The sequence below is a fragment of the Micromonospora sp. WMMD1219 genome, assembly GCF_049315215.1.
GTDB classification, from domain to species: domain Bacteria; phylum Actinomycetota; class Actinomycetes; order Mycobacteriales; family Micromonosporaceae; genus Micromonospora; species Micromonospora tulbaghiae.
Window position 1 is genome coordinate 4,049,278 of the sequence record NZ_CP186057.1, and the last position, 26,974, is coordinate 4,076,251.

A 26,974-nucleotide genomic window follows, 5' to 3' on the forward strand; every position below is an offset into this window, starting at 1 on the left:
CGTGGTCACACCCGCTCCAGGTCACGAGCGGACCGCTGCACTGGCGCCAGGCCGGACAGCGACGGGCGGCGGCCGCACAGGTAGAGGCCGGCGAGCACGACCATGCCGAGAGCGAGCCAGGCAAGGCCGAGACGCTGCGCGGCGATGTTCGCGTTCACCACCACATAGGCCAGGATCGCGAACCCGATTCCCGGCATGACCAGGTGCGCCCACCAGTTGCCGCTGCGCCGCCGGATGAGGTGGTGCACGACGACGGAGACGTGCAGGACCAGGAACGCGACCATCGCCCCGAAGTTGATCAGCGACGACAGCAGCGTGATCCCGTCAGCGCGGGTGGCCATGTACAGACCCAGCGTGAGGGACACGACGCCGGTGAGCAGAGTCGCGTTGATCGGCACGTTCCGGCGTACCGAAACCTTCGCCAAGAAGCTCGGGAGCTGCCGGTCGCGGGCCATCGCGTACAACAGCCGGGACGTCGCGACCTGCGCGACCATCGAGTTCGGTAACCCCCACGCGATCGCCGTCGCCACCGCGCACAGCGTCGCCAGCCAACCGCCGCCGGCCACCGCGGCGGCGTCGTAGAAGGCGGTGCCGTTCGGATCGCCCTGCGCCAGGAGCACGCCGGGGTCGGGGACGAGCATCGCGGCCAGCCACGTCTGGGCGATGAACAACACCCCCGCCAGGATCAGGACGGCGGCCATCGCCCGGCCGATCTGCCGAGAGCCGCCCCTGGTCTCCTCGGCCAGCATGCTGATGCCGTCGAAACCCAGAAAGCTGAGCACGGCAATCGACACCGCCCCCGCCACCACCGACCAGGTGAACGTGTCGGAGTTGTAGAACGCATCCCAGCTGAACCGGCCCCTGCCCGAGGCGAGAGCCCAGCCGGCGACGGCCAGAAAGACCGCCAGGACGATCAACTCGCCGACGAGCATCACCCGAGTCACCATCGCGGTCATCCGTATGCCGACCGAGTTGACGACCGTGTTCACCGCGACGAACCCCAGCAGCCACAACCACACCGGCACCGCCGGCACCGTCGCATGCATCGCCACCGACGCCACCAGATACAGCAAGCCCGGCACGAGAACGTAGTCGAGCAGGATCACCCAACCGGCCAGAAAACCGACCGGCGCGCTGATGCCACGGCCGGCGTAGTTGTAGACGCTGCCCGACATCGGGAACGCCTTCACCATCTGCGCGTACGAGAACGCGGTGAAAACGAGGGCCACCACACCGACCGCGTACGCCAGGGCCACCATCCCGCCGGAGCCGGCGTACACGCTGCCGAAAATCGCCATCGGCGCGATCGGCACCATATACACCAAGCCATACGCGACCAGGTCCCGGAATCGGAGGCGACGCGCCAACTCCTGCGTGTAGCCGTAACGCTTCAGCTCATCATGATCCGGCATCCGGGATCCCCCTCAGATTTCGTCAATCAATCATCGGTACCTGTGCCGCCGGGAACGCCGTCCGTGATGGGTTTGGTGGTAATGCGTTCAGGACCGAAACGCGGAATGCGCCATCGGCGACGAGAGTGACTAAAGGCGAACATGCTCGAGGTCGGCAAGGCTCATCGTCAACGTCTGACAATCCCTTGACAAGACGCCCCTTCTTTGGAGGTCGGGGTTGAGGATCACGCAGTCGTGCTGGGGCACACCATCTCGTTGTCGATCGGCTTCAAGCTCATAATCAGCCTCGGCCAGCTCTAGGTCACGGGCGTGGAATCGCAGGTCACGCGAGCTCGGGTCACCTGCGAGTGCGATGTCGGAACTTTGTCGGAGAATGTTGGAAGAAGCCGCTGGTTGGCCTACGCATCGTAATCCTGCACTACAGTGCTCCCAGGCCACCGCGTCTCGCGCCTGCGCGAGCGTCCGTACTAATCGGGAGCTGCTGATGCCGAGCGTGCCACCGCAAGACGTGGCCAATGTCTGGAGCGCCCTTGGTCAGATGCTTGCCCGCAGCCGCAAGGCCGCTGGTTACACGCAAGAGACGTTTGCGCCACTGGTGAGGTATGGACGGAGCACGATCGCCAACGTGGAGACCGGCCGGCAGCGCGTAGGGCGTGACTTCTGGACCCGGAGCGACGAACTGCTGGGAACCGACGGCAGGCTGTCCCGGGAATACGATCGCATCCGACTCGCCAGCAACCAGCACGTGCGGAACGGCGTGGCTGCCATTCAGGAATTCCAGGCGGCTGGGGCGCCGTCGTACTCCTCCAAAGCCGGGGAAATGCTCGCGCGCACGTCCGGAAGCGACTACCTGATGGGCGAGTGGAACAGCTTCTCCACGCTCACCAGCATGCTGGCCCAGCAGCGCCAGGCCGTGTCACCCGACGCGCTACTCGGTCTGATCGAGGCCCACCGTGATTGCCTGTCCACGCTATACCGCAAGGCCGGCCGCGCACCCATTCGTACTGATATCGGAGCGATGCTCGCCGAAGCCTCGATCGTCGCCAGCCGATTGTGGAGCGCACAGGGCAACCGAACCCTCGCGCTTGCTCACTGTGCCTACGCTCGCCAGCTCGGCGACAGGCTGGGCAACCACAGGGTCAGCGCGACCGCACGCATCTTCGAGAGCAACCTTCACTCGGAAGCCGCCACACTGATCGAAGCAGACGGTGACATCATGATTGGCCTGCGACTACTCGACGAGGCCGCCCGCGCGTCCACCGCCCTCAGTCCCGCCGCACGAGCTCGATTAGCTGCCGAACAGGCCCAAGCCTTCGCCGCCCTGCGACTTCCACGCGAGGCCACGGCGGCTCTGAAGCGGGCAGAAGAAGCGGTCAACGATCTGTCTCCCGTTGACTGTGTCGGTCTCTACAGCGACTGGAGCGGCGCCCGCCTCCACGTCTATGCGGGCACATGCCATCTCCTCCTTGGCCAGCCCCACCAGGCCGTGACCGTGCTCGAAAGTGCAGTACAGATGCTGGAACACGACCACGCCAACGTCAACGTCGCCTTGGCAGCAGCCGTAGACCTCGCCGGCGCCTACGCCGAGGTCGGCGAACTTGAACAATCTTGCGCCCTGCTTGGCCACACCTACGACCAGCTAAAAGCGGGCGGAAACCATCGAGGCATCGCTCGAGCCCAACGAGCCCGGCAGCGGTTGGCACGATGGCGTGACGAGCCGGTTGTCCTCGAACTCGAGGAGCAGATGGCCGCCTAAGGGGCAGCTGACGACCCGCCCGCACCCAACAGCGAACTGACGGCGGCCACCACCGTCATCGGGTCAAGACTCTCTAGTATCACGTCAGGTTCGTAGGACACCAACTCTTGACGCCCAAGCCGGTGAGAGACGACAGCGACACGAAAGCCGGCGTGACGTGCGCAAGCGATGTCGTTAGGCGCATCCCCGATGACGATCACTTGAGCAGGATCGAGCGGAGCACCGTAGATCGCGGAATAGCGCTGCGTTACGACCGCCGGAAGCTGAAAGCGATCGCGAGCGTCCGATCCGAACCCGCCGATGCGAAGATCAAGAAACTCATCCAAGCCCGCAACATGCAGCTTCACGTCGGCGGCCGAACGCAGATTCCCGGTCAGCACGGTCTGGATGAAACCATGGTCGTGTAACTCCGCGATGCTCGCCACGGCACCTGGATAGGGCGGCTGGACCTCCGCCAACTCCTGTTGGCCTTCCTGTATCACTGCAGCAATGGCCTCACGGAAGGCGGGCACGCCACCCTCCGCAGCTGACGGGTCCACGCCCGAAGCGATCGCCGTGTCCACGGCGATCGACTCGTCCGTATACCCATGCACCTTCTTGTCAGGGAAGACAACCTCCGACTCCGCGATGCCGTACGCACGAGCGATCGCGCGCGTCAGCCAGCGCAAATCAGCGGGTATGAGCGTCCCGTCAACGTCCCAGATGACCAAGCCGACGCTGCTGTGGTTCATCGAAGCATCGTCGCACAGGCTCCGGCAGCTGCCCCTGTCGAGCATTCCGGGGTGCGCGGCTGGCCGGTGGCGCATTGTCGGCAGGAATGCCCCGCTGACCAGGCACTCGACGTCGCGGCAGCAAAGGATGGGGCCGTGGCGTCCGGTGGCAGCCGGACCCGGCGGGGTTGGCAAGAGCCAACTCGCCGCCGGTCTGGCCCACCGGCTGTGGTCCCATGGGGACTCAGGGTCCCCCGGTTTGCCGAAGGGTTTTTACAAGATCCGGGGCGGTTCACAGCCCAGTGCTACGTCTCACGAGAGACGTAGCGTCGGGAGCGGGATCCGGCCCACGCGCTCCGTTCAAGCTGCTCGATCGTCGTCACCGCGGTCAGGGTAGTCCGCGCTCAACACGCTAGCAGCCGAAAGGGCCCCGACAGCGCCTGCAGTCCGCATCAAGGCCGCAAAAGTCGCCGGATGGTGGGGAGTGGTGAGAGATGCCGAGAGGTGTTTCCGCTGGTAGACGGCCAGGTTTCGAGGTCGACGGTCGCCCATCTTGATCTCGTAATGCGTAGGTTGTCGACTCTTGTCATCGTTGTGCAGTAGTCAAGCGCGAAAGCCGACGGGATCATCTCTTCGCCCAGGGTGTGGACTGTTCGTAGTCGATCCGGAGAGAGGTTGCCAAGCGCGGAGTGCCAGCGGTGTGGGTTGTTCCGGGCTTCGATTCATTCGGAGATCGCGTGGCGAGGTTCTTGCGGGTCGTCACTGGTGGATTAGCGTGATGGGCCCGGGTTGTGGCATCAGGAGGCTTATCTCTGCGGCGGTTGTCGGTGGGAAACGGCGAGGTTTCGGCCAGTGGCCGCGGGAATTCGAAGACCATGATGTTCACCCTGCATCGGTGTCCCGCCGGTGTCCTGGACGATCTCTATGACCGTCCGCGCGATCCTGTTCACAGCTTTCTCGTCCAGCAGTAGCTGATCGACTAGTTCGTCATAATTCGGATCGGCCAGCGGCGGACGTTCCATACTGTCAGTCGAGGTCGTTCCGAAAACCGTGCGCAGGATCTCTGCCGTCACCGTCGCCGGATCCTCGCCCGCGAGGATCCGGCGGCCGATCGCGGCGATGGCCGTCGCCGCGAGCTCTGTCAAGGCGACGTCGTCGGCCTCTTTGCGGTCATCACGAAGGAGGAGGGACGCGTCGGCGGCATCATGGAGACTCACGACTGGCATCTGCTTGCGACCCAGCGGCCGTTCCACGTACCTCTCGAAGAATTGTGGCCGGGTGCGCATCACCGCGAGCACCTTCTCGATGTCGCGGGCGACGGCGGCCGGCTCGTTGGCTGCCGGATCGCCGATGGATAGGGCGCGACGCTCGGCCCAGGCGTCTAGCGGCCAGAGGTCAACGCCGGCTGTGTTCGGCACGCCGACCCAGTTGAGGATCTCGATGGCGAGTTCGCGGAGCCACCGGTCGTCGCCCAGCCTGCTGGCCAGCCAACTCGACATGCGGGGCCGTTGGAGGGCGCCTCGCTCGCCCCGACGGCGACGGTAACCGTCGACGACGACCGACTTCGCCCGAACGGCGACCCACGCCTCCAGATCGCGAACAGGCCTGTCGGCCTGCGTGAGGATGTCGTTGACAACCGCGGCCACGTCGTCCATGAATTGATCGTGGCAAGGCTCGGTGAGGTGGCTCATCGAGGTAGCGCAGAGGAAGTGGCCGCGGGCGCGTTCGAGTGGTTTCGTCACCCGGTCGAACACGACCTGCGTGGCGATCTCGAAGGCCGCACCGGTCAGGACGGACCGCAGCTGCGGATCGGCTCGGGCAGCAGTCTTCGCGAGCTCGCCGTTAAGGGCGAGCCCGCGAAGCATCTCCACCGCCGGTGGCCTGGCCTTGGTCTGCACGGGTCAACAGTCGCCGCTCTTGGTCTTCGCCTTGATGTCGAGCTCTACCTTGATGCGGGCGAAGAAGCTGTCCCGGAAGCGGCGACCGAGGGCGCGTGCGTGCTTAATGCCGCGCCGCCCGAGGCTCGCCAGAAGCATTGCCCCGATTGGAACGAGGGCCTGCCGTAGCCACGGCTTTGCGTCCTCAAGCCACTCGAACCCGAAAGGTAAGGACATCTGGTCGTAGATGAGGATCAGCACTGCAAGGGACAGCAACACGTTGAACGCGCCCCAGCCGTGCGAGACACGCTCGCTACCGGCAGGGCCCGCCGCGTCGACGGACGCAGAAGTCACCTGGGTCTCCGTTCCTCGGAGGGCCTTCGTCCGCTTCCGGCAAGATTCAGACAAAGGCCCCAGCCATGAAGTTGTGCGCCTCATTTTCGCAGAGCGTGTCGGCGTCAAGCCGCTTCTGTGATATCAATCACCGTCGCCAGGAGTTCTTCTCCCCGGCTCCGGTCCGACAGTACGGACTAAACCTTCCCGGGTTTACCTGACCTCCGGCGGATGTTCCGCGCTGTCCGCGAACAGCTGTCCGACAGATGCAGGTAGCGGGTGCACTCCTCCCGCGACAGCCTGGGTGCGGTCTCCGTGCCTCGGGGGGCCCGCCACCTGCTTCCGGCAAAGAAGATTCAGGTGACGGGCCCTAGCTGTTCTGTCCACGGACGTTGGTAGCAGCCCGGCCCCGTCGGCGGTTCCCTCACGACATCCGCCGGCGCTGGGTGCGGGATCGCGACAACGATCCGCCGGAACGGCAGGTTGTCCCGCAGAATGAAACAGCCCCGAGCTCAACGCCGATGCCCCTCCGGCCAGGCCCAGCATTGGTAGTACCGCAGGGCGGTTGGGCCCGGCCTTGACGAGGGTGGTCAGCAGGGGAGTGCCGCCGGGAGACAGTAGTCGCCGCATGGCGATCTAGTGGGCAGGACTGTTAATTTCTGCTGTTCCCACCACTGTGGTGGGAACAGGTGGCGAAGCCTGCCTGTCTCTTCGCACAGTTGCCATTGGTCCCGGAATGGACACGTCTGATGATCGCGAACATCGTCGCGGGGCTGATCACGGCGATAGTGATCGCCGCCGCCTCCTTCCTCTATGGACACCGCGGCTACCTGCCGTTGCTGAGAGTTACGCTGCTGCAGTCGGACCGGGTCCGGGTCTCGATGTCTGCCCTGATCCGGGTTAAGGTGGATGACTGCTACGTACTCTTCCATCATCCCTACCGTCCCAGCGTGTATGGCCCGCCAGGCGGCGTCTTCAAGTTCACCTCTGCGGCACGGCAGGATCTCGACCGGCTGAGCTTCGTCGAGCAGCGAGCGACTGGTCGCCAGCAGGAGATGAAAAATGATCTACGGGGCTTCGTCCCCGGCCAGCGGGCGATCGGGTTCATGCGCTGGTTCAGCTCGGGCAAGGGGCGTGAATCCGGCGTCGACTGCCTGCGGCGGGAACTGGTCGAGGAGCTACACGAGGCGAACCACGCCGAGCTGGAGTCGATGGTCGCAGACCTCAATTTCGCGCTGGTTCGGACGGTGTTCGAGCCACCCGCCGAGCGAACCTCGATGACCGCGCGGCAGTTCGAGGTCTACGACATCGTCCAAGACACGCCGCAGGCCGCCGAGCTCATCGATAGGCTCGTTGCGATCGGCCACGACCCGAGCGACAACCAGATCATTGCCGTTAGCGGTACCGACATCGACGCTGGGCGCCACGAGCAGTATCTGGTGGCTCCGCAGACGGCCTTCCTCATAGGCGACCGTCGTAAGCGGGCCGACCTGCCGGCCCTGCAGTAAGGACGCCCGACCGTGGGTGACCGGCTCAGCGAGATCAGTGCGCGGCTGGACGCGATGGGTGTCCAGCTCAGCCTTCCTCTCATCGACGACATCACACGACGGCTGGGCGGTTCGACCTTCGCAGGGCTGTTCGACGAGACCACTGCCCCGGCTGTGGCCGGCGTAGTGTGGAAGGCGCTGCTGGACGCAGGGATTCAGCCCGGTGAGCGAGACCTGGCGATCGTGCTCGCGGTTCACCACGCGGCGCGCGCAGACGCTTCGGCCACCGCCGCCTGCCTGCCACCGTCGCTGAGCTGGGCGGGAACCTGGCTTGAGATCAACGTCCGGCTGGCCGGTGCGTGCTACGACCAGCACCGGGCGCTGCTCGGCCGTCAGGGCGCCAACGAATTGGTCCGGGCCAGCCTGAACGAGGCCTTCGGCGCCTGGGAGGTGCTGGAGGAGAACGACGGGCGGCTGCAAGGGGCCCGGGGTCGGATCTGGCGTGGCCAGCGTGCCGTCGCCGGGCTCGTCTTGGCCCGGCGGGACCCGGATCCGTTGGCCCTCCTCTTCGGCGCCGTCCGGGACTTCGCTTTCGCCGCCGAGCGCGGCGACCGATCGCCACAGCACTTCAGCTACCGGCTGGAGGCGTTCAAGCGGCTGCTCGACCTGGGACACGATGTCCGCGCGGACGCGCAACTAGTGATCGACGAGGCGGTGTTGCACGGCATCGACGGTCGGGCGTGGTTGTCCAGCCTCGGTGACATGCAGGTGTCCTTCGGCCAGTACTCCGGTCGTGATGCGGCCTGGTCCGATCCAGCGGCCGCATACGAGACGACGGCGTCATCGATGACCGATGCAGCCCAGCCGTGGATGCGGGAGGCGTCGGCGCGGTATCTCGAGGCCGTCGACTCGTACACCCTGGCTCTGGCCCGGACCCCGGACAGCGACGTGCCGGACGGGCTCGTCCGCGCCAAGCGCGGCATTGCCCGCCAACGGCTTGCGTGGATCGAGCGGGCAGAAGGCCGTGACTCCGGCGAGCTTCTGGACGCGGCGATCGAAGACCTGCGCTACTGCTCGGTGGCGGGTGCGCGGCTTCGGGGTCGGGCATTCCCCGCAGCGCTGCTTCAGCGGTCGACCCAGATGCAGCGTGCGGGCCACACTGAGGAGTCACTCCAGCTGGCCGAGGAGGGCTACACCTACTGCCTCTGCTATCCCGATGAGGTCGACGACCAGCACCGCGTCGGCCTGGCGCAGCGCTACCACACCGCCTCGTTGCTCCTCCTGCTGCGCGAGCCCCGGAGCACAGGGCTACCCTTGCTCGAAGATCACGTTGCCGAGCTTCTCTCCCTGCCGGAGGACGCTTGGCTCCCACTCGGGCCCCTCGCCTCGGCGGTCATGCGGCTGGCGCATGGCGCCACGGACACGAATCGTGCCCGCTGGCTAATTGAGCAGGTCGTAGACCGCCTGCGCGGCAGCGTGCAGACCGAGGACGACGGCCGTCGATGGGCTGCCGAGTGGGTGGGACGGCTGAGCGGCCAGCTGGCTAGCATGACGGCCGCCACCGATGAAGACGAGCTCGCGCTCGTGCGACGCAGGAAACTGCTGGTGGCAGCCCACGCTGCGTTCCGGGAGGCCCTGCCCTCGGCGGAAGGGCAGCCCGAACCGCGCCTACTGTGGGGCCTGGGACTGGCTGCCCTGCAGTACGGCAAGGCCGTCCGACACGACGAGGCGCTGGCGGCCGAGTTGTTCGAAGAAGCGGTAGACCGGCTGCTGACGCTGTGGAACCGGCCGGAACTGCCACGGGTGGCCTCGATGGAGGATCTACCGAGCGCCGCCTCTCCGGTCGTAGTCAACGGTGCCGAGGAGGCCACGAGACGCCCGTACGCCCTCCCGCTCCGTGAGCTGACTAGCTATCTTGGCGAGGCGTATCTCCGGCTGCACGTGGTCAACCGGGCGTCGGAAGACCTTGCCTCCGCCATCTCCTGGCTCGACCGGTCAGTCTCGAACGGCAACGAGTCGGCGGCGGTGTTCGGACTGCTCGGCGACGCCTACTACCGGGCGGGCCGGGCGGGCGGGAGGCCGGCATCGTTCCGTGCTGCCATCGAGTGGAAGCGACGGGCCCGTGAGGCGAAGGCGGTCCAGGGGACGGACCGGGAGAACTGGAGCGTCAGCGCCGCCTGCCATCGCGAGCTGTGGAAGCTGGAAAGCCGGTTGATCGACTTCACCGATGCCGTCCGTTGCTCGTGGGCGGCAGCCGAGAGTGACGCCAGCTGGCCTTGGCCTCTGCTTCAGCTGCTCAACCTGGCCGAGGACGCGGGGCCCGAGGAGTTGGCCGCAGTCGCTTCCGACGAGTGGCTGGCCGCAACGACCGTGGCGGACTTAGTCGCCGAACACGGACTCGACCGGCTGCGGCTACTGGTGGCGGAACGCGCAGCGGGCAACCGTAAGTTCCAGACCCAAACGCTGGGCGGCCGATCACAGACGTTCATCCTGAACGATCCGCATCAACTGCTCTCCGTCTCGCTGGTCATCAAGCCAGCCGATGAGACGGACGCGCTAGCCGAGGCGGACCGGACCCGATCGTTGCAGCTATACCTCCGGGCCACCGGGGCGCCGGAGTGGATGCAGGTGCCGGCTGTGCTGGGTGTGGTTCCGTTGCCGCTTACCAGCGGGCCGGTCGACTACGCCTACGTCACCCGTCGGGCGTACGGGCGCAGCCTTGCCGAGGTGATCCAGGACCGCCGCCAGGCGCGGACCGGTTTCACCGACACCGAGCGGGCGGCTCGGTTCCTAGCGCGCATCCACGACTGGCTCGGCGGCGTGGTCGAGGACGACGGCGCCGCGTTCGCGCGGATGGTTGAGATGATGATCAGGTTCGCCGAGCGCGCTGGCCTTGCGGACGCCCCGGCGGTGATCGATGCTTGGGCGCGTCAGCTGGTGATTCGGCCCGGCACGATGCCCGGCCGGGACGCCCACGCGGAGAACTGGCTGGTCTCCAGGGAGAGCGCCGTGGCGCTCGACTTCGAGGAACACCCACGCCAGCCTCTGCTGCACGAGATCGTGCAGCTCATTGAGGATCACGCCGTGCTGCCGTTGACTGAGGCTGGGGACAAGGCGCGTTTACGGCTGTGCCGCGTATACCTCTCGGAGCTCGCCGCCTGTGGGAGTGCGGTCCGATTCACCGACGCCGAACTGTGGCGGGACTACCAGGTGTTTGCCTTTGCCCGCGCGGTCTTCCTGCTCGGCTACCTGCCGCAGAAGGTCACTACGACCACCGATGCGGCATTCCTCCAGGCCGCGCGGCTCCGGTTCGGTCACGCCCGGGCCCTAGTGAGCCGTCTCGGTGCTGAGGCGACGGCTCCGGGGCTGCGGGATGTCTATCGGGCCGTGCTAGAGAGTGCACCCCTTTCTTGTGAAGGGCTTCCTAAGAACTCCTAACTTTGGGTGTGTTGGAGTTGGCGCCAGCAGATGAGGGCGCAGGCGAGGCTGAGGAAGGCTTCGTGGATGTCGTCGCGGATTTCCCAGCGGATGCGTAGGCGTCGGAACCAGTGCAGCCAGGCGATGGTGCGTTCGACGACCCAGCGTCGGGTGCCGAGGCCGGAGCCGTGGGGTGTGCCGCGTCGGGCGATGACGGGGGTGACGCCGCGGGCCCGGACGTGTTGGCGGTGGCTGTCGTAGTCGTAGCCCCGATCGGCGTAGAGCCGGTCGGGGCGCCGTCGTGGTGGGCCGGGGCGTCCGCCGATCGGGGGGATGGCGTCGAGCAGGGCGGTGGTCTGGGTGGAGTCGTGTCTGTTGCCGCCGGTCAGTGTGACCGCGAGGGGGATGCCGCCGGCGTCGGTGATGACGTGGTGTTTCGAGCCAGGCTTGCGGCGGTCGACCGGGCTCGGACCGGTTTTGGGCCGCCCTTGAGCGCCCGGATGTGAGAGCCGTCGATCACCGCCCTGGACATGTCCAACTGGCCCGCGCTGCGCAGCCGGGCCAGCAGCACCTCGTGCAGCCGTTGCCACACCCCCGCCTGGTTCCAGTCCCGCAGCCTGCGCCAGCAGGTCATCCCGGAGCCGAACCCCAACTCCTGCGGCAGGTACTCCCACGGGATCGCGGTGTAGAGCACGAACAAGATCCCGCACAACACCTTCCGGTCATCCAGGGGCTTACGCCCTGGATACCGGCGGCGGCGTGGTGGGCGGGGTGGCAGCAGCGGTGCGATCTCGGCCCACAACTCGTCCGAGACCATCCACGGCGGCTGCTCACCCCTGCTCACGTTCAGACGAAACGACCCTCACGTCCGGCCGGTTACGCCCAACATCATTAAGTTAGGACGCCCTAAAGGACGTCCTATTGTTGCTGATCGCCGGTGCGTCGCCATCTCGACAGGCGGATCGGCGGCGGGGCGGCGGACAGGCGAGTTCGCCCGGGGCCGGTGGCGCGGGAAGGGAACTGCTGAGGTCAGTGTTCGCGCGAGCCTTCCCCACTCTTCACAGTGGTGACCGTCGATGGACATGATGGGGCGAGATGGTCGCTGTCCACGACGGATGCCCGAGGAGGCCCTCATGCGACTTACCCTACGACTCACCCCATCTGCGTTGGCACGGCGTGTCCTGACCGGCGCAGCGGCGGTGATGGTCGCCAGCGCAGGCCTGGCAGCCGTCGACGCCGCGGTGGCTTCGGCGACACCTCCCGGTATTCCGTCCAAGGCGAGCGCCCAGTCGCAGCTCAACGCTCTGACGGTGAAGAGTGAGGGGTCGACGAGTGGGTACTCGCGGGATCTGTTCCCGCACTGGATCGCCATCAGCGGGGCCTGCAACACCCGCGAGACGGTCCTCAAGCGCGACGGCACGTCCGTGGTCACCGACAGCAGCTGCGCGGCGACCTCGGGCCGCTGGTACAGCCCGTACGACGGCGCGACCTGGACCGCCGCCTCCGACGTCGACATCGACCACGTCGTGCCCCTGGCCGAGGCATGGCGCTCGGGCGCCAGCGGCTGGACCACCAGTCGGCGGCAGAGCTTCGCCAACGACCTGACCCGCCCGCAGCTGATCGCCGTGACCGACAACGTGAACCAGGCCAAGGGTGACCAGGACCCGTCGACGTGGCAGCCGCCGCTGTCGTCGTACCGGTGCACCTACAGCAAGATGTGGATCACTGTGAAGTACAACTGGGGGTTGAGCCTGCAGTCGTCGGAGAAGTCCGCGCTGCAGAGCATGCTGAACACCTGCAGCTCCTAACTCCTCGCACCGCCTCAGGCCTGACCGCACAAGCACCGACGCACGGCAACGTCTGAACCATCCGTCATCGGCCCCGCCCGCGCGCCCGCGGACGGCGGCGCCGACGCGCTGGAGGGCGGGTCGCCACACGGACCCGCCCTCCAGCGCCGAGACGCAATCGGAAGGGGCGTAGGTGCCGCCGGCGGGGCGGTCACCCGGGTGGGGCGACGGCACCGTCACGGGCCCGCAGGGTGCTGCCGTCGGGCCAGACAACGGCCGGCTCGTCGACGCCGTGCAGCAGGCCGTCGCCGGTGACTCGCAGAACGGTGGGGCGCTGCATCATCACGGCCACCCCCGATAGGGGCCACCACGGCCCGGCCGCCAGCGCCACGTCACGGCATCCCTCCCACCCTGGGGTGGGTGCCGTGCCGAGCACCTGCTGGTAGGTGTCGATCGCGGCGAGCACAAGCCAGTCGGGGTAGAGGTTCCAGGCCGGATCGAAGAACCAGTCACGAGGATTCAGGCAGTAACGGATCACGGCGCGTCCCTCGTCGTTGCGCTTCACGATCGTCTGCTCGTCGCTCCAATACCAGGCGAATTGCATGATGTAGCTGCCGGTGAGGGTGCGGTCGATCGCCGTCCAGATCGGGCCCAGCACCTGGTTATACACCTGCCGTACCGCCTGCAGCACCGGTGTGAGCGCGGACCGCTCGCCCTTGGTGACCGGGTTGCAGAGGTACCGGTGCTCCATCAGGTTGTAGCGGGCCTCGAAGCCGTCGTAGCGCTGCTCGCCGTAGTAGCCGTGCCATTCCATGAAGTCGTGGAAATCGCCGAAGGCGGTGAACCGGTCGTGGTCGCTGGTCTGCTCCCAGATCGGGGCTCGTGCTGCTGCCAGCGCGTTGTTGAGGGCGTCGCGGCGAACCGAGGCGACCAGCGACGTGTGCCCGTCCTCGAGCAGTTGCCGCACCTGCTGCAGGGCGGTCGGGGGAGAGGGGCACCACAGGAACCGAGACGGCTCGGGATGCCCGGCGCTGCGGTAGGCGAGGCGGACGGCTGCCTCCGCGCGCGCCTGGTCCGCGGGCTCGCAGGACAACGCCGCCTGCGTCCATCGGTTCGCCACGGCTTGTCCGTGCGCTGAGATCGGATTGGTGGAGTCATGCATGGTGTCCTCCTGACGAATGATCGATGGCGCGGCATGCCGTTGACGATGCCGCTGCAGGTCAAGTGGCCAGACGCCACCAGCAGGTGGCACGGGCGATCGTCAGTCCCGGCGTTCACTGTTGTTGCCGGGCCGGGTGCCAAGCTTGGTTGCGGTGAGTGATTCAGGGATGACGTGAATGAGATCTTCATGTTTGACTGACATCCATGCGATCGGGGCAGGCGCGGCTGGCGATCGACTACGGCAGCGCCGACACCACCGCCGTACTGGCATGGCCGGACGGCACCTGGACGCCGCTGCTCTTCGACGGCGAACCCGCCCTGCCCAGCGCCGTCCTCCTCAGCGAGGACGGCACCACCGTGACCGGCCACCACGCCTGGCGGGCCGCACCGGCCACACCGCACCGGTTCATCCCGCACCCCCGCCAACCCTCCGAGCAGCGCCTCACCGTCGCCGACACCGACGTCGACCCACTCGATCTGGTCGCCGCGACCCTGCGCCACGTCGCCGAGCAAGCCCACCAGATTGCCGGCACCGGCATCGACGACGTGCGGCTCGTCGTCCCGGCAGGCTGGGGCCCGCGACGACGCACCTGGATGCGCCACGCCGCGCACCGCGCCGGCCTCCCACCACCACAGTTGATCGACGCGCCGACCGCCGTCGCCGGGCACCTGCTCGCCACCGGCCTGCAGCTGCCCGTCGGCGCCTACATCGCCGTCTGCGACGTCGGCGCCACCGCCGAAGTCAGCGTCCTGCGCCGCGGCCCCGCAGGCTTCGAAGTCCTCGCCACCCTCGCCGACCCGACCGCCGGCGGCACCGCCATCGACGACGCCCTCACCACCACACTCACCACCAACCCACCCGCCACCGGCGGGCAACGATGGGCCATGGCAGCCAGCCTCCGCGCCGGCAAACACGCCCTGACCGACCATCCGGCCGTCACCGTGCCACTACCCGACGGGCCGGCCGTGGTACTCCACACCGGCCTGCTCGACCAAGCCGCCCAGCCCGTCCTGCACCGCATCGCCCACCTCACCACCGAAGCGATCACCGCCGCGGAACTCACACCCCGCGACCTCACCGGCGTCTACTGCGTCGGCGGCACCGCCCGCCTACCCCTGCTGGCACAGACCCTCACCGACGCCGGCATCACCCCCACCCTCGTCGACCAGCCCACCCTGGCCGCAGCCCGAGGCGCCGCCGACACAGGCGCCACCAACACCACCGACCCCACCACGACCGAGGAGCCGGTACCGCCGGTGCGGCGCGCCGCCGCGATCGCCCTCCCCGGCTTCGCGTCCCTCGCCCTGGTCTCCCAGTTCCTGCTCACGCCTGAGTGGCGCGGCTCCCTCATGTACCGCGAAGCGATCCTCAACTGGGGCGAGCTGACGATGGCCGCCGTCTTCGCCGTCATCGCCTGCCTCAGCGCCGGCACCGTCCTCGCCTCCACCATCGCCAACCGCACCACCACCCCGACCAGCCCCGGCACACACACCGGCACCGGCATCCTCGCCGCAGCCTCCCTCGGCGTCGCCGTCAGCGGCATGTACGCCGTCGTCGGAAGCCTCTACGTCGGCTACCCCGTCAACAGCTTCCTGCGCTGGACACTGCTACCCATCACCCCGACCATCACCGCCGCCGCCGTCATGGCCCTCATCGCCACCCGGCAATGGCGCACCCCCGCAGGCGGATGGTCGAAACTGCTCGCCTTCCCCACCGGATCCGTGATCACCGCCGCTACCGGAATGCTGCTCATCCAATACAGCCTGACCGCCGACCGGTGGCCCCACCTGCTCCTCTGGATCGACCTCGCCGGCCGAGCCGGAGGCCTGCTCCTGGGCATCGGCACCGTCATGGCCGTCGTGTCCCAGCCGATCCTGCGCCTGATCCTCAGCGCACCCCTCGCCGTCATCACCGCCGCCCTGGTCTCCTGGCCCGCCTCCGGCATCCTCGGCGCCATCTACGCCATCGCCGTGACCACCTGGTGGCTACGCCAGATGTGGACCCACCTCCTACGCCCCCACCACCCCCACCGGCCGCCGCAATGACCCCACCAACCGGATACCACCCAACGCGCGTGGGGGAGGAGCTGCGGTGAACGGGGCCCGGCGACTCGCAGCCGCTACCGTCGTCCTGGCCGTCCTGGCGATACCGCCGTGGCTGCTGACCACCCTCACCCGAGCACACCTGCCCGGCTGGCCGACCAGCACGCGACTACGCGACTGGCTCACCGACCCGCTGACCCCGGCAACCCTCACCACAGGGCTCATCGCCGTAGCCTGGCTGCTGTGGCTGGGCATGGCCTACACCGTCACCGTGACGGCCGCCCGCCGACTACGCGCCAATGTCCGATGGGTGCGCCACCTGCCGCTACCTACCCCATGGCAGGCCGCCGCCACCAGCATCGCCGGCGCGGCCGCCCTCACCACCACCCACACCCCCTCCACCCATCCGCCGAACCCGCCGACACCAGTCACCGCCGATGAACTGCAGCGCCCTTCCGATACGCCCCAGACCGAGCGGAGCGGGGTGGTCGTGCCCGGCGGCTGGCTACCCGAGGACACCGCCCACCACATCGCCGCCGCAGCGGCCCTGGTGTGGCTACGCCGCCGTCGCGCCCACCAACCCGGCCAACCCGACACCGACGCCACCCAGCTGACACCCCTACCCGCCACCGTCACCGCCGTCCAAGCAGCCATCGCCGACCAACCACCACCGCCACCAGCAGCCACCACAACCGGCGCAATGCCGGCGCCGCTGCCCCCGGCCGGCATACGTCTCGCCGGCGACGGGGCCGACCACGCCGCCCGAGGTCTACTCATCACCAGGCTCCTCACCGCGCTACGCGACCCCACCGACACGACCCCGGTGATCGTTACCAGCCACGCCCTTACCAGGCTCCTGCCCAGCGTCGCCGAGACCGCCGCCACCATCCCGGGACTGCACGTCATCGACACCCTCGAACAGGCCGCCGCCCTGCTACCTGCGTCCAGCACGTCGTCCACAGCCGACCGCGGCATACCCAGCCTCGTATTGACCGCTGAACCCGCGAGGGCGGCACCGCCGAACCTCCCGGGCGCCCGTGTCGTCACCCTCGACGCCGGAGCACCACTACCCACCTGGCGCGTCGACCGCCACGGCCACACCGTGGACCACCAGACCGGGCAACCACGGCCACGGATGTGTGTCCTCGACGGCACCGCCGCGGCGGACCTGCTCGCCGTCCTGGCCCAACCCACCGCCGCAGCACCCGACACCGCCGCATCCGTATCGGCCCGGCCGATCAACCGGGCACAGGCAAAGATCCCCCGCCAAGCCACCCGAGTCACACCGCCCACACCGCGGCAGCCCACCGAGACCACAGCGACCGCTGTCCGGCTGCGGGTGCTCGGCCGTCCGGCGCTGCACATCGACAGCAACGAGGTCACCATCCGCCGCAGCGCCGCCCGGCAAATCCTCGTCTTCCTCGCCGTGCACCCCGACGGCGCCACCACCACCCAACTCGTACACGCCCTCTGGCCCGGCCTACCCGCCCACACCGTCACCGGCCGCCTCTACACCACCCTCAGCGACCTCCGCTCGACCATCCGCGCCACCACCGCCGACCAGGTGGTTGTCCACACCGAGGACCGCTACCACCTCGACCCACGCATCGACGTGGACCTGTGGCGACTGCAAGCCGCCGCCCACCACAGCGCCACCACAGACGCACCTGGCAGCTGGAAGGCCGTGATCGACGCCTACACAGGAGACCTCGCCGCTGGCCACATCTGGCCGTGGATCGACCCACCCCGTGAGGCCACACGCCGCCTAGTGCTCGGCGCCCACACCAACGCCGCGGAAGCACAAACCGACCCGCACGAGCGCCTGCGGCTGCTGCAAGCGGCGATCCGCATTGACCCCTACAACCACCAGCTCCACCAGCTCACCGCCGACCAACTGAACGCCCTCGGCGACTCCGCCGCAGCCGCCGACCTTCTCCACACCCACCGGCTACGCCTGCGCCTCGCCGGCATCCTCGAGCAACCCATAAGCACTGCTCGCTAGACCCCAAGGAGGTCTACCGGTTGCGGCGGAAGAGTGGGCACCCAGATCGGGTACCGAACAGGGGTGCTTCGATGCCGTTGCTTCGCGGCGAACCGCGCTCGAGCGCGTTCCTTGATCGCGTGCCTCGATCGGGAATGTTGTCATACCGGGCGCCTACCCTGGCAGTCGTGGTTTCTGACTTCACCGCAGCGTGGGTGCCGTACCAGCTGGGCCGGGAGTTCGCCGCCGCTGCGGTAGCGGCGATGCGCTGGGCCGAGGATCAGGCCGCGCGGCCCGGCCTGCCCGCAGTGCTGGTCACCGACCGCAAGGGCGAGTACCACGGCGAGGCGCTGTTCGAGCCGTACCTCAACGGCCGGCACGCCTCGCCGCGCTCCCCACGCGTCAACGTGCGTCCGGGCGCGGTGATCGCCCACGTACCCACTCCCGGGGCGATCGAGGTGGCCACCCGGCTGGCTCGTGGCAACGCCTTGGTCGTCGTCGAGCACCCCAGCCCCTGGCGGCTAGCCGGCTGGGCCGGCGTCGTCGGCGCGCTCGACCTCGACACCGGCGAGCCCACCACACTGGACCCGCAGCTGCACGAGCACCTGGACGAGTTGGTGCGCTACGGCAACAACGGCTACGCCCGCGGGTACGGCCGCGACGGCGCCCACCGGGTGCTTGCCGACATGGCCGGCGCGGGCCTGCTCGATCGCGACGTCGTGCTCAGCGCGCTGAGCGCTTACGACATCTCCCCGGCTGCCCAGCTGGTCATCAGCAGCCTGATCGACAAGGTCGCTCCGCTATTGAACCGCCGCTGAACTGCACAAACACCCGCCCAAAAAATCTTGAAAAAGGAGTGGCGGGTAATTGGGGTGGCCGCACATAGGAGAGGACGTCCGGTGGGTTCCTTCAGCGGACACACCGAACCGAGAAAGAGCCTCATGCATCCGGAAGCCGAGGAGCCGACGGACGAAGTGGCGGGATCGGAACTACAACGGGAACCGCCCCGCCGCGACGTCGCTGTCCCCGCATCCTGGCTCGCCGACTTCGCCGACACCCGCGAAGATCACGACTTGGACGAGACTGTCCGCGCGCTGCGCCGGCGCGAACGCCTCTCCGAGGACGCCGACCTGGTCGACTGGCTGCGCCGGTCCGACTTCTCCGGCAGCGACTACGACCTGTTCGCCACCGAGCTGGCCCGCTACGGCTACGCCGTCACGGTGGCCTGGATCCGCAAGGGCGCCATCTTCGGCAAGTGCCGCGAACGCGGCGCCGGGCTGCCCGAGCCGCCGCCCGGAGCGCTCAACCGTCCCGACGTCGCCGAGGAACTCGCCAACGAGACCGTGGCTACCGCGCTGAGGTCCTTCCGCAACACGGTGCTGATCCCCGACCGCTGGAACCCCGCCCGCGGCGCTTCACTGAAGACGTTCTTCATCGGCCAATGCCTATTCCGCTTCCCGAACATCTACCGCGCATGGCTACGTACCGAGGTGCACCACCAGGAGCTGCTCGTCGATGAACTCGCCGTCTTCGATCAGCCCGCCACCGGCGGAGGGCCCGTTGACCCGGCCCAGCTCGTCGCGCTGCGCCAAGAGGTCGACGTCCTGCTCGCCGACGCTCCGCCGCGCACCCGCACCATGATGGCGCTCATCTGGGCCGGCTACACCCAGGTCGAGGTCGCCGACCTGCTGAACCTCACCGAGAATGCCGTCCAGAAGGCGCTGTCCTACTACCGCACCCGACTGACCCGCCTGCCCGACCGCCAACCCGCTCAGACCCGAAGGGGGGCATGACCGCCCATGCCACAGCCCGCCCCGAACAACCCGCAATCATCCTCAGCAACCGCCAGGTCACCGAAGTCGACCATCCAAGCCAAGATCGAGCGATCCTCGCTCGGCACCGCCGACGCCCGCGCAATGCGCGCCCGCACCTCCACCGCGACCGCCCGCGCCATCGTCGCCCGGGCAGCCGGCACCACGGCCCGGACCACCAGCACCAGCCTCAGCCGAAAAACCGGTAGAAAGAGTGGCGGGTAAACAGCCCACCAGCACATACGCCTACGGCAAGAGCGGTCCAACCTAGACCGCCGAACCGAAGGAGATGATCCACATGGCTCGAGGCGGCTCCCGCAGCGTGTCCCGCAGCGCCGGCACCGGCCGGTTCGTCAGCAGCCGCACCGCGGCCCGCTCGCCGCGGGCCACCACAACCGAGCGTGCCGGTCGTGGCACCAGCAACAGCCAGACCGTCAACCGCAGCGCCAGCACCGGCCGGTTCGTCACCGCGGCCACTGCCGCCCGTCACCCGGGCACGACCATCACCCAGCGCGTCTAGCGCGAATCCCAACTGGCCGAGACCCTCTCCCCATCTGGGCAGAGGGCCTCGGTCAGTTTGTTCTCGGCAGCTGGTAGCCGCGTAACGTTGGCCGAGGCGTTGGGCGGCGCGGCAGCGTAAGGCGTGCGCCAGAACTGGTATCGACGCGGAGTTTCCAAACCCGGTCCACAGTCCTCGACGCCGCTGAGCGCCCGCACCGCCGACCGAGAGCAACGCCAGTCCCCGGCCACCATGAACGATGTTCTACTTGAACTCGGGGTACGCGGCTGCTTGGGCTTCGATGTCGTGCCACTGCCGACTGACGAGCGCAAGCTCGGCTTCATGAGATCGTTCGAATTCCGCAACCGATGGGGCTACGGCGTTGAGCGCTGCCTCGTATGCTGGCTGTCGGCAGTCGGCATCCAGACGTGCGGCTGCCCGTTCCGTCTGTACAACGGCAGACCAGTTCGAACTCGGCGCTTGGCCAGGCGTCGGCGGCTGAGCGTCTCCCATGCGTGTCAGGACCAGCTTGACTAGCTCGTCGTGGCTGTTGACCTTGAAGCCACCCTGGGCCATGCAGGTTGGGTACTGTTTGCCAGCAGCTTTTACCACGGCTGCCTTGGACGCGTCCGTCAGCATCTGGTTGTACTTCTCGGCTAAGGAGTGGTAGCTCGACGGAAAGTTGACCTCAGGGGTGTTGCGTGGGATGCAGGTGGTGAGGCTTTGTTGAAACTTCTCCTGGTCTTCCGGATCTAGGTTGCGATAGCTGGCGCTCGGCCCTGTATCGCCCTTGTTCGGGCCTTTCAATTCGGCGGTGTCGGTGATTCCCAGACGATCTTCGTTGATGGGGGCCAACCACTGTCCTGTGCCGATTCCCATGTGAATGACTGTGCGTCCGCGATATGGGTCCAGGAAGGGCGGGGGTTCGTAGGTGAAGCCTGCGTCTTTCATGCAGTCGCGAATGCCGTCTTGGTACGCGTGGTATTGCAGAACTTCGCCGGCCGTGCGTTGTCTGGGTGTCCCGCCGATTCGTTGGGACAGGAGGTCCAGCCGTTCGGATGTGACGGCAGGGTCGGCGGCGACCTGTTCGGCCGGCCGCGCGCAGCTCGCGACGGAGGTGATCAGCAGAAGGCCGATCATGGGGGATGCCAGAGTTGATCGACTCCGGGTTGTCATTCTCCGCAAGGTCATCACCTTAGCAATTCGGATTCGTGGGCGGGCCGCCAGTCCAATATTCTACGCCGCTCGATGTCCGCTTCCAGTATCGGATCGAGCAGTTGTACTGATTCATCACCACGTTGATACTCGCGATCGATATCGTTGATCCCGCTGCGTTAACAAGGTATGACGTTGAGGTGGTGTTGTTGTTGGGGCCGTATGCGCCGCCGGCCTTCTGCATTCCTGCGACCGAGTTGCTTTCCGTCACAACGTCCCCGTACATCGAGTAGTTGCTTACGCATGTCCGCGCACCTCTGGAGTCGTAATGACTCGAACCCTCGGGCGTGGTCCAGTCGAACCAGGAGTCTAGGCAGTAGCCGGATGGGAGGTTCGCGCTGAGGATCGCGTTCACATACATTTTCTTGGTAGAGGAACTCCAGTACTGCTGCGACTGGCGGTGGCTCGTGTAAACGTTCTGGGTGGAATTCCCTGACGGCACGTTCGCGTAACCCGCCGTGGGGGCGATGGTCAATGTCAGGGCAGCGCCCAGGGATGCGGCCACACCCGCCCGCAGGCCAACTCGCATTGATCCTCCTTCGATATCGAGGGATGCGATTCTATCGGAGGGTCTGACTGCGGTCGGTGCCCGACCGTCAATAATCAACTAAGCTTGCCTATCCGGCATACCGCCTCATCTTGGCCCAGCGGCGTGCACGGCGCTGAGGCGTGTCGCGGCGACACCTTCGGCGCCGAGGAACTCGGTGAGCGCATCGACTGGTAAACCCACCTTGGCCACCTGCGCGGCACAACCCACGGCATCAACTACAAGCTCGTCGGCCCCTTGGCCGCCAAAGCCCTGCTCCCGCGCCAAGCGAAGAAGCACACGATCCAGCCTGCCGAAGGCGGCGGCGAAGGAGTGTGCACATGCCTTCGGGTGGCGGGTCGGCGTATTCACGTTGCGCAGGAAGCCGGGGGCGTGTTCCGTTGCGACGTTAGTCAGATGCTGCATCCTGGACCCGATGCCGCTTGTGCCCAGCACTCGCGTTGAGGCTAACCCTCGCACGACTCGGCGCCCGTTGTTACCAAAGCTCTCGTAAACCGACGAGCGCCCCATGATCGATGGGCCCAGGATCCGTCAACGCTCGCTGACTTGCTGTTGTGAGGCCGTGTCAGGTGCAGTGAGGTGCCGTGAGCTGCGGGCCTGCCCTCCGCGCCGTGCTCGGGTCATAGCGTCACGACATCGCCCCCACCAGCAGCCCTGTTGAGTGTCGACGGCGAGCAGGAGGAGCGAAGGTGACATCCCCAGGAGCCCGCACCGCCGCAGTCACCACCAGCGTCCTGTCCACCTCCGCCATCACGGTCGTCATGGCGATGCAGAACGGTTGGACACCGCGCCTGCCGGCGCCGGCCACCATGCGGCAGTGGATAGCCGATCCGATGAGCAGCGGCGTTGTCGCCGTCCTCGCCGCATCCGCGGCAGTGACGCTCTGGCTGCTGCTGGCCACTGTCGTCCTTGCCCATGCGTACGCGTCGCTGGCCCGCCAGCTGCGCCGCGCACCCGCCCTACGCCTTCCCGGTCCGGTCCGGGGCCTCGCCGCGGCGCTGCTCGGCGCGACCGCCGTCACCGCTGCTACCGGCGCGGGCGCACACGCCACTCCCGCGACCACCACGTCCGATGAACCAGCCGCGGCTGGACAGGCGACGGCCTCGCCCGCCTCCCACCATCCCGCTGCGAGCCATCAGCCGGCTGTGCCGCCGCCCACCTACACCGTGCGCCGCGGCGACAGCCTGTGCGGGATCGCTGCCCGTACCCTCGGCGACGCCGACCGATGGCCGGAAATCTTCACCCTCAACCGGGGCGCCCGCTTCCCCCACGTCGGCGGCACCCTGCGCAACCCCGACCTCATCTACCCGGGCTGGGTTCTCCGCCTACCGGCCGACGCCACACACAGGAGCGACCAGACTCCGCCGCGCGGCCACGATCAGCAGCCCCGCACCGAACCCGGACGCCCGGACGCCCCGGCGCCGCCCACGAAACCTGACTCCTCGGCCGGAGCACCGAAACCCACGACCACCACCACGGCAGGCCCGACAGCACCCACGATCGAACCACCCCCGGCAGGCCCCGAGGTCACCGCGAGCGCGCCGGGCACCGCCCGTGTGACTCCACGGCCCGGCAGCGCCTCGCAGCCGCCGACACGGAATCCGCTGCCTACACGTCACGGCTCTCCAGGCATCGACGTGCCGGGCGGCAGCTGGGTGGACATCGGCCTGGCTGCGGCGATCGCCGCAACCGCCGCGCTGGTGTGGGCGCACCGGCGTCGCCGCTACACCCCGCGCCCGCCCTCGACCGCTACCCACGTCGAGGGTCCCGACACGACCCCGATGCCGACCGTGGTCATGCAGATCCGCCGCCGTCTGCGCGCCGCCGCACCACGCACCGCCACACCCCCCGCCACTGGCCACCAACGGCACGACCTCCACTCGTCCCCAGGCCTCGAAGGCGGAAACACCGGACCAGACTCGGCCGCCCGCGACGGTGAAGACCACACCGACGGTGACTCGACACCTGTGCCGCGTCCGGCGGTGCCGTCCTTGGCGCACCCGCTGGCCGAGACTTGGCCGTCCGCAGGCCTCGGGCTCACCGGCCCCGGCGCTGACGCCGCTGCCCGCGGCTTCCTGACCGCCGCGCTCGCCGCCGGCGGCCTCGACGCCCCACACGAACGCACCCAGGTGGTGATGCCAGCGACAACCGCGACGACCCTCCTCGACACGGACACCACGACCCTGCCCCACAGCCCACGCCTGACGGTCACCACCACCGCCGAGGAGGCCCTCGACCTCCTCGAAGCGCAGATCCTGCACCGCAGCCGCCTCGTCGACACCCGCGACGCTGACACGGTGGCCGACCTACGGACAATCGATCCCGCGGGGGAGCCGCTGCCGCCTGTGCTGCTGCTGACCCACGCCACCGCAGCCCGGCAGGACACCCGCATCGCCGCGCTACTCACCCAAGGCACACGCCTGGACATCCACGGGGTGCTGCTCGGCGCATGGCCCGACGGAGACACCGTCGCCGTCGCCGCTGACGGCACCACAGCCCTCACCGACGGCCCTGCCGACCAGAGCGATCATCCCGTCCCAGTGGAGCGTCTGGCCGTGCTCACCTCGGCCGACACCCTCGCCCTGCTCGGCGTCCTCGCCGAGTCACAAACCGGCCAACCACCGGCCCCCATCGACGCCGCGCCGCAGTCAGACGACCGGCGACTGGCCACCGCGAACTCGACCGAACCCGACCGCAGCGCCCCGGCCGAGACACCGGGACCGGCCGCGACGCCCACCCTGACGACTGCCAGCACGTCACCCACCCCTGTCGAGGCCACCGGCCGCAACCCGGCCACCGCACATCCCCGCGCATCGGACGAGTTGACCGGCATCGTCGACACCCGGCCCCGTCCGATCGCCGTTGCCAGCGCCGGTGGTCACGACACCGCACTCTCCGCCGGGCCGGAAACCGTGCCGCCCGCCGTGAATCGCGAGCAGCAGCCCCGTCGCGTGCAGGTATCGGTGCTCGGCCCGCCCAGCATCACCGACGCCGCGTCCCATCCGCCGCTGCGCGCAAAGGCCCTCGAGGTGCTCGTGTACCTGGCGGTCCACGACGGGGAAGCGACCGTGGACGCCATTCTGGATGACCTGTTGCCCGACGCCCCGACCAGTAAGGCACCGGGCCGGCTGTACACCTACGTGTCGAACCTCCGCGCCGTGCTGCGGCACGCGGGAGGCCCAGGCGACTACCTCACCCATCCTCAGAACCGCTACACGCTCAACCCCGCCGTTGTCGACGTCGATCTGTGGCGGATGCGCGCGGCGATCCGCGACGCCGAACGCGCCACCGACCCGCAGGCGAGGATCGCCGCGTTACAGCGCGCCGTCAACACCTACCGCGGGCACCTCGCCGACGGCGTCGACTACGAATGGATCGAGCCCTACCGCGAGGCCGTCCGGCAGCAAGCCCTCGACACCTACCTCGCGCTCGCCGACGCCCTCGCCGACCATCCCGCCCACCAGCTGACAGTGCTCGACGAGGCGATCCGCCACAGCCCCTACACCGAGGAGCTCTACCAGCACGCCATGCGCGCCCGCGCCGCCCTCGGCCAGACAGACGCGATCCGATCCCTACGCCGAGCACTGACACGGGCTCTCGCAGAGATCGACGCCGAACCCCACGAAGACACCCTCACCCTGGCCAACGAGCTCATCGCCGCCCAGCAGCGCCCCCGGCCCCGACCGCAGGCGCAGCGCCACACCCACGACGAGGACGGAGCGACTGCATGACCGACACCTCCACCTCGCCGTCCTCGCACCTGGACCATCCGAACGCGGCCAGCCGTGACCAGCTGGCCGGTCTACGGCCGCTGCGCTGGGCGGTGCGTGCCGTGCTCACCCTCGGCGTCGCCGCGTCGATCGCGGCGAACGTGCTGCACGCCCACCCGAACCTCATCAGCCAGCTGATCGCCGCCTGGCCGCCGCTGGCGCTGCTGCTCACCGTGGAACTGATCTCCAGGGTGCCCAGCCACCGCAGGTCCCTGGCCGCCCTGCGGCTGCTGGCCACCGCCGCGATCGCCGGCATCGCCGGCTGGGTCAGCTACTGGCACATGGTCGGTGTCGCCGCCCGCTACGGCGAGATCGACGCCGGCGCCTCCTACCTGCTGCCGATCTCCGTGGACGGCCTCGTCGTCGTCGCCAGCATCAGCCTCGTCGAGATCACCGGAAGGATCCGCGCCGGCACCAGCCTGCCCACGCCCACGCAGCAATCAACGGCCCCTCAAGACCGGCCAGGACACCACACCTCAAGGCCCGGCGTCGACCGGACGACCAGGCGACGAACACCCCGCCTCACCAAGGCGATCATCGAGGTCGAGCCAACTGCCCCCTCCGCGTCCCCTACCGCCGTGTCTACCCGGGCTTCGTCGCGAGGACAGGCCGCGAGCACACAAGGCGCCGGCTCACCGGGCCGTCCACAGGAGCCTGACCGCGATGACGCCCCCGGCGATTCCGAGGAGCCCCGTGCTGTAGGCGGGGCGCGGGCCGACGATGCGAAAACCGCAGCAATGATCCCCTCCGACCACGAGAGCGCCGCTCAGATCGCCGCGGCTACTCCGGCGGCCGTGGCGTACTGGTACCAGCGTGATCCGTCAATGCACCCGGCCCAGATCGCCGAGCGGATCGGCAGATCCGAGCGCACCGTGCGCCGGTACTGGCCGCCGACAAAGCTGCAGCGGTCCAACGCCCACCATCACGGCCCGCATGCCGACCATCCTCGGGCGCCGTAAACCCAATGCCAGCGGCTGCGACCACGTGAAGGATCGATGACGCCACCAACGGATGATGCGCGGGTGAGCCTTCGCCGGAGGTCTTCCGGCAGCGACTGGATGCAAGTGGCGTGCACCCGTACGGCGGTCCGAAGCTGTCGATCCCGCACAACACGCCGACGCCGGCGTTAGGCGCGTCAGACCAGGCGGGCGCAGACGATGCCGGCGTA

The 26,974-nt window shown here is 68.1% G+C and carries 20 protein-coding genes; 10 read left to right on the forward strand and 10 right to left on the reverse strand.

Going from position 1 to position 26,974, the window contains the following annotated elements:
• Positions 1–5: 5 nt before the first annotated feature.
• Positions 6–1,412 carry an APC family permease gene (locus ACN27C_RS19385; RefSeq protein ID WP_422747212.1) on the reverse strand — a complete coding sequence of 469 codons (1,407 nt, stop codon included), beginning with the start codon at positions 1,410–1,412 and terminating at the stop codon, positions 6–8.
• A 484-nt stretch (positions 1,413–1,896) separates the two neighbouring features.
• Between ACN27C_RS19385 and ACN27C_RS19390 the strand changes: the two genes are divergently transcribed.
• On the forward strand, positions 1,897–3,168 hold the full coding sequence (locus ACN27C_RS19390) for a helix-turn-helix domain-containing protein (protein WP_422747214.1): 1,272 nt from the start codon (positions 1,897–1,899) through the stop codon (positions 3,166–3,168).
• On the opposite strand, the gene ACN27C_RS19395 is transcribed toward ACN27C_RS19390, so the two are convergent.
• The 3 genes from ACN27C_RS19395 to ACN27C_RS19405 all read right to left on the reverse strand — a co-directional run bounded on the left by ACN27C_RS19395 (position 3,165) and on the right by ACN27C_RS19405 (position 6,109).
• On the reverse strand, positions 3,165–3,899 hold the full coding sequence (locus ACN27C_RS19395) for an HAD family hydrolase (RefSeq protein ID WP_422747217.1): 735 nt from the start codon (positions 3,897–3,899) through the stop codon (positions 3,165–3,167). The two genes, ACN27C_RS19390 and ACN27C_RS19395, sit on opposite strands and share 4 nt — an antisense overlap.
• A gap of 785 nt (positions 3,900–4,684) precedes the next feature.
• Positions 4,685–5,776, reverse strand: coding sequence for a hypothetical protein (locus ACN27C_RS19400; RefSeq protein ID WP_422747219.1), 1,092 nt, complete (start codon positions 5,774–5,776; stop codon positions 4,685–4,687).
• Positions 5,777–5,779: 3 nt separating this feature from the next.
• Positions 5,780–6,109, reverse strand: a complete 330-nt coding sequence (locus tag ACN27C_RS19405; RefSeq protein WP_422747221.1) for a hypothetical protein — start codon at positions 6,107–6,109, stop codon at positions 5,780–5,782.
• A 728-nt stretch (positions 6,110–6,837) separates the two neighbouring features.
• On the opposite strand from ACN27C_RS19405, the gene ACN27C_RS19410 reads away from it, so the two are divergent.
• Entirely contained in the window at positions 6,838–7,596 is a 759-nt protein-coding gene (locus tag ACN27C_RS19410; protein WP_422747223.1) for a hypothetical protein, read from the forward strand.
• Positions 7,597–7,608: 12 nt separating this feature from the next.
• Positions 7,609–11,013 carry a hypothetical protein gene (locus ACN27C_RS19415; protein WP_422747225.1) on the forward strand — a complete coding sequence of 1,135 codons (3,405 nt, stop codon included), beginning with the start codon at positions 7,609–7,611 and terminating at the stop codon, positions 11,011–11,013.
• Here the strand turns inward: ACN27C_RS19415 and ACN27C_RS19420 are convergent.
• Positions 11,010–11,809 (reverse strand): IS5 family transposase gene (locus ACN27C_RS19420; protein WP_422751651.1). Its coding sequence is split into 2 segments (ribosomal slippage): positions 11,010–11,473 and positions 11,473–11,809, totalling 801 coding nucleotides; the frame shifts between segments, so codons are not numbered across the junction. The genes ACN27C_RS19415 and ACN27C_RS19420 overlap by 4 nt on opposite strands.
• Positions 11,810–12,125: 316 nt before the next feature.
• Here ACN27C_RS19420 and ACN27C_RS19425 point away from each other — a divergent pair.
• Positions 12,126–12,800 (forward strand): HNH endonuclease family protein, encoded by a 675-nt coding sequence (locus tag ACN27C_RS19425; RefSeq protein WP_422751652.1) that lies wholly within the window; start codon positions 12,126–12,128, stop codon positions 12,798–12,800.
• Between the two features lie 190 nt (positions 12,801–12,990).
• Here the strand turns inward: ACN27C_RS19425 and ACN27C_RS19430 are convergent, their stop codons facing one another.
• Positions 12,991–14,031 (reverse strand): DUF6745 domain-containing protein, encoded by a 1,041-nt coding sequence (locus ACN27C_RS19430; RefSeq protein WP_422747227.1) that lies wholly within the window; start codon positions 14,029–14,031, stop codon positions 12,991–12,993.
• 113 nt (positions 14,032–14,144) lie between these two features.
• Between ACN27C_RS19430 and ACN27C_RS19435 the strand changes: the two genes are divergently transcribed.
• The 4 genes from ACN27C_RS19435 to ACN27C_RS19450 all read left to right on the forward strand — a co-directional run bounded on the left by ACN27C_RS19435 (position 14,145) and on the right by ACN27C_RS19450 (position 19,757).
• On the forward strand, positions 14,145–15,986 hold the full coding sequence (locus tag ACN27C_RS19435) for an Hsp70 family protein (RefSeq protein WP_422747229.1): 1,842 nt from the start codon (positions 14,145–14,147) through the stop codon (positions 15,984–15,986).
• Between the two features lie 46 nt (positions 15,987–16,032).
• Entirely contained in the window at positions 16,033–17,985 is a 1,953-nt protein-coding gene (locus ACN27C_RS19440) for a hypothetical protein (RefSeq protein WP_422747231.1), read from the forward strand.
• Positions 17,986–18,152: 167 nt separating this feature from the next.
• Complete coding sequence (locus ACN27C_RS19445) at positions 18,153–18,782, forward strand: hypothetical protein (RefSeq protein ID WP_422747233.1); 630 nt, start codon at positions 18,153–18,155, stop codon at positions 18,780–18,782.
• Positions 18,783–18,863: 81 nt separating this feature from the next.
• A complete protein-coding gene (locus ACN27C_RS19450; protein WP_422747235.1) occupies positions 18,864–19,757 on the forward strand; it encodes an RNA polymerase sigma factor in 894 nt (297 codons plus the stop codon).
• On the opposite strand, the gene ACN27C_RS19455 is transcribed toward ACN27C_RS19450, so the two are convergent.
• The 4 genes from ACN27C_RS19455 to ACN27C_RS19470 all read right to left on the reverse strand — a co-directional run bounded on the left by ACN27C_RS19455 (position 19,736) and on the right by ACN27C_RS19470 (position 22,471).
• Positions 19,736–19,960, reverse strand: coding sequence for a hypothetical protein (locus ACN27C_RS19455; protein ID WP_355094850.1), 225 nt, complete (start codon positions 19,958–19,960; stop codon positions 19,736–19,738). The genes ACN27C_RS19450 and ACN27C_RS19455 overlap by 22 nt on opposite strands.
• An 82-nt stretch (positions 19,961–20,042) precedes the next feature.
• Positions 20,043–20,252 carry a hypothetical protein gene (locus ACN27C_RS19460; protein WP_422747237.1) on the reverse strand — a complete coding sequence of 70 codons (210 nt, stop codon included), beginning with the start codon at positions 20,250–20,252 and terminating at the stop codon, positions 20,043–20,045.
• A gap of 286 nt (positions 20,253–20,538) precedes the next feature.
• Positions 20,539–21,414: a hypothetical protein gene (locus tag ACN27C_RS19465; protein ID WP_135241006.1), complete on the reverse strand. Its 876-nt coding sequence runs from the start codon at positions 21,412–21,414 to the stop codon at positions 20,539–20,541.
• A 709-nt stretch (positions 21,415–22,123) separates the two neighbouring features.
• The gene (locus ACN27C_RS19470; protein WP_422747240.1) at positions 22,124–22,471 is read right to left on the reverse strand and encodes a hypothetical protein; all 348 of its coding nucleotides are present in this window, start codon (positions 22,469–22,471) and stop codon (positions 22,124–22,126) included.
• Between the two features lie 254 nt (positions 22,472–22,725).
• On the opposite strand from ACN27C_RS19470, the gene ACN27C_RS19475 reads away from it, so the two are divergent.
• Complete coding sequence (locus ACN27C_RS19475) at positions 22,726–25,767, forward strand: BTAD domain-containing putative transcriptional regulator (RefSeq protein WP_422747242.1); 3,042 nt, start codon at positions 22,726–22,728, stop codon at positions 25,765–25,767.
• Entirely contained in the window at positions 25,764–26,765 is a 1,002-nt protein-coding gene (locus ACN27C_RS19480) for a DUF2637 domain-containing protein (protein WP_422747244.1), read from the forward strand. Before ACN27C_RS19475 ends, ACN27C_RS19480 begins: the two co-directional genes overlap by 4 nt.
• Positions 26,766–26,974: the final 209 nt, after the last annotated feature.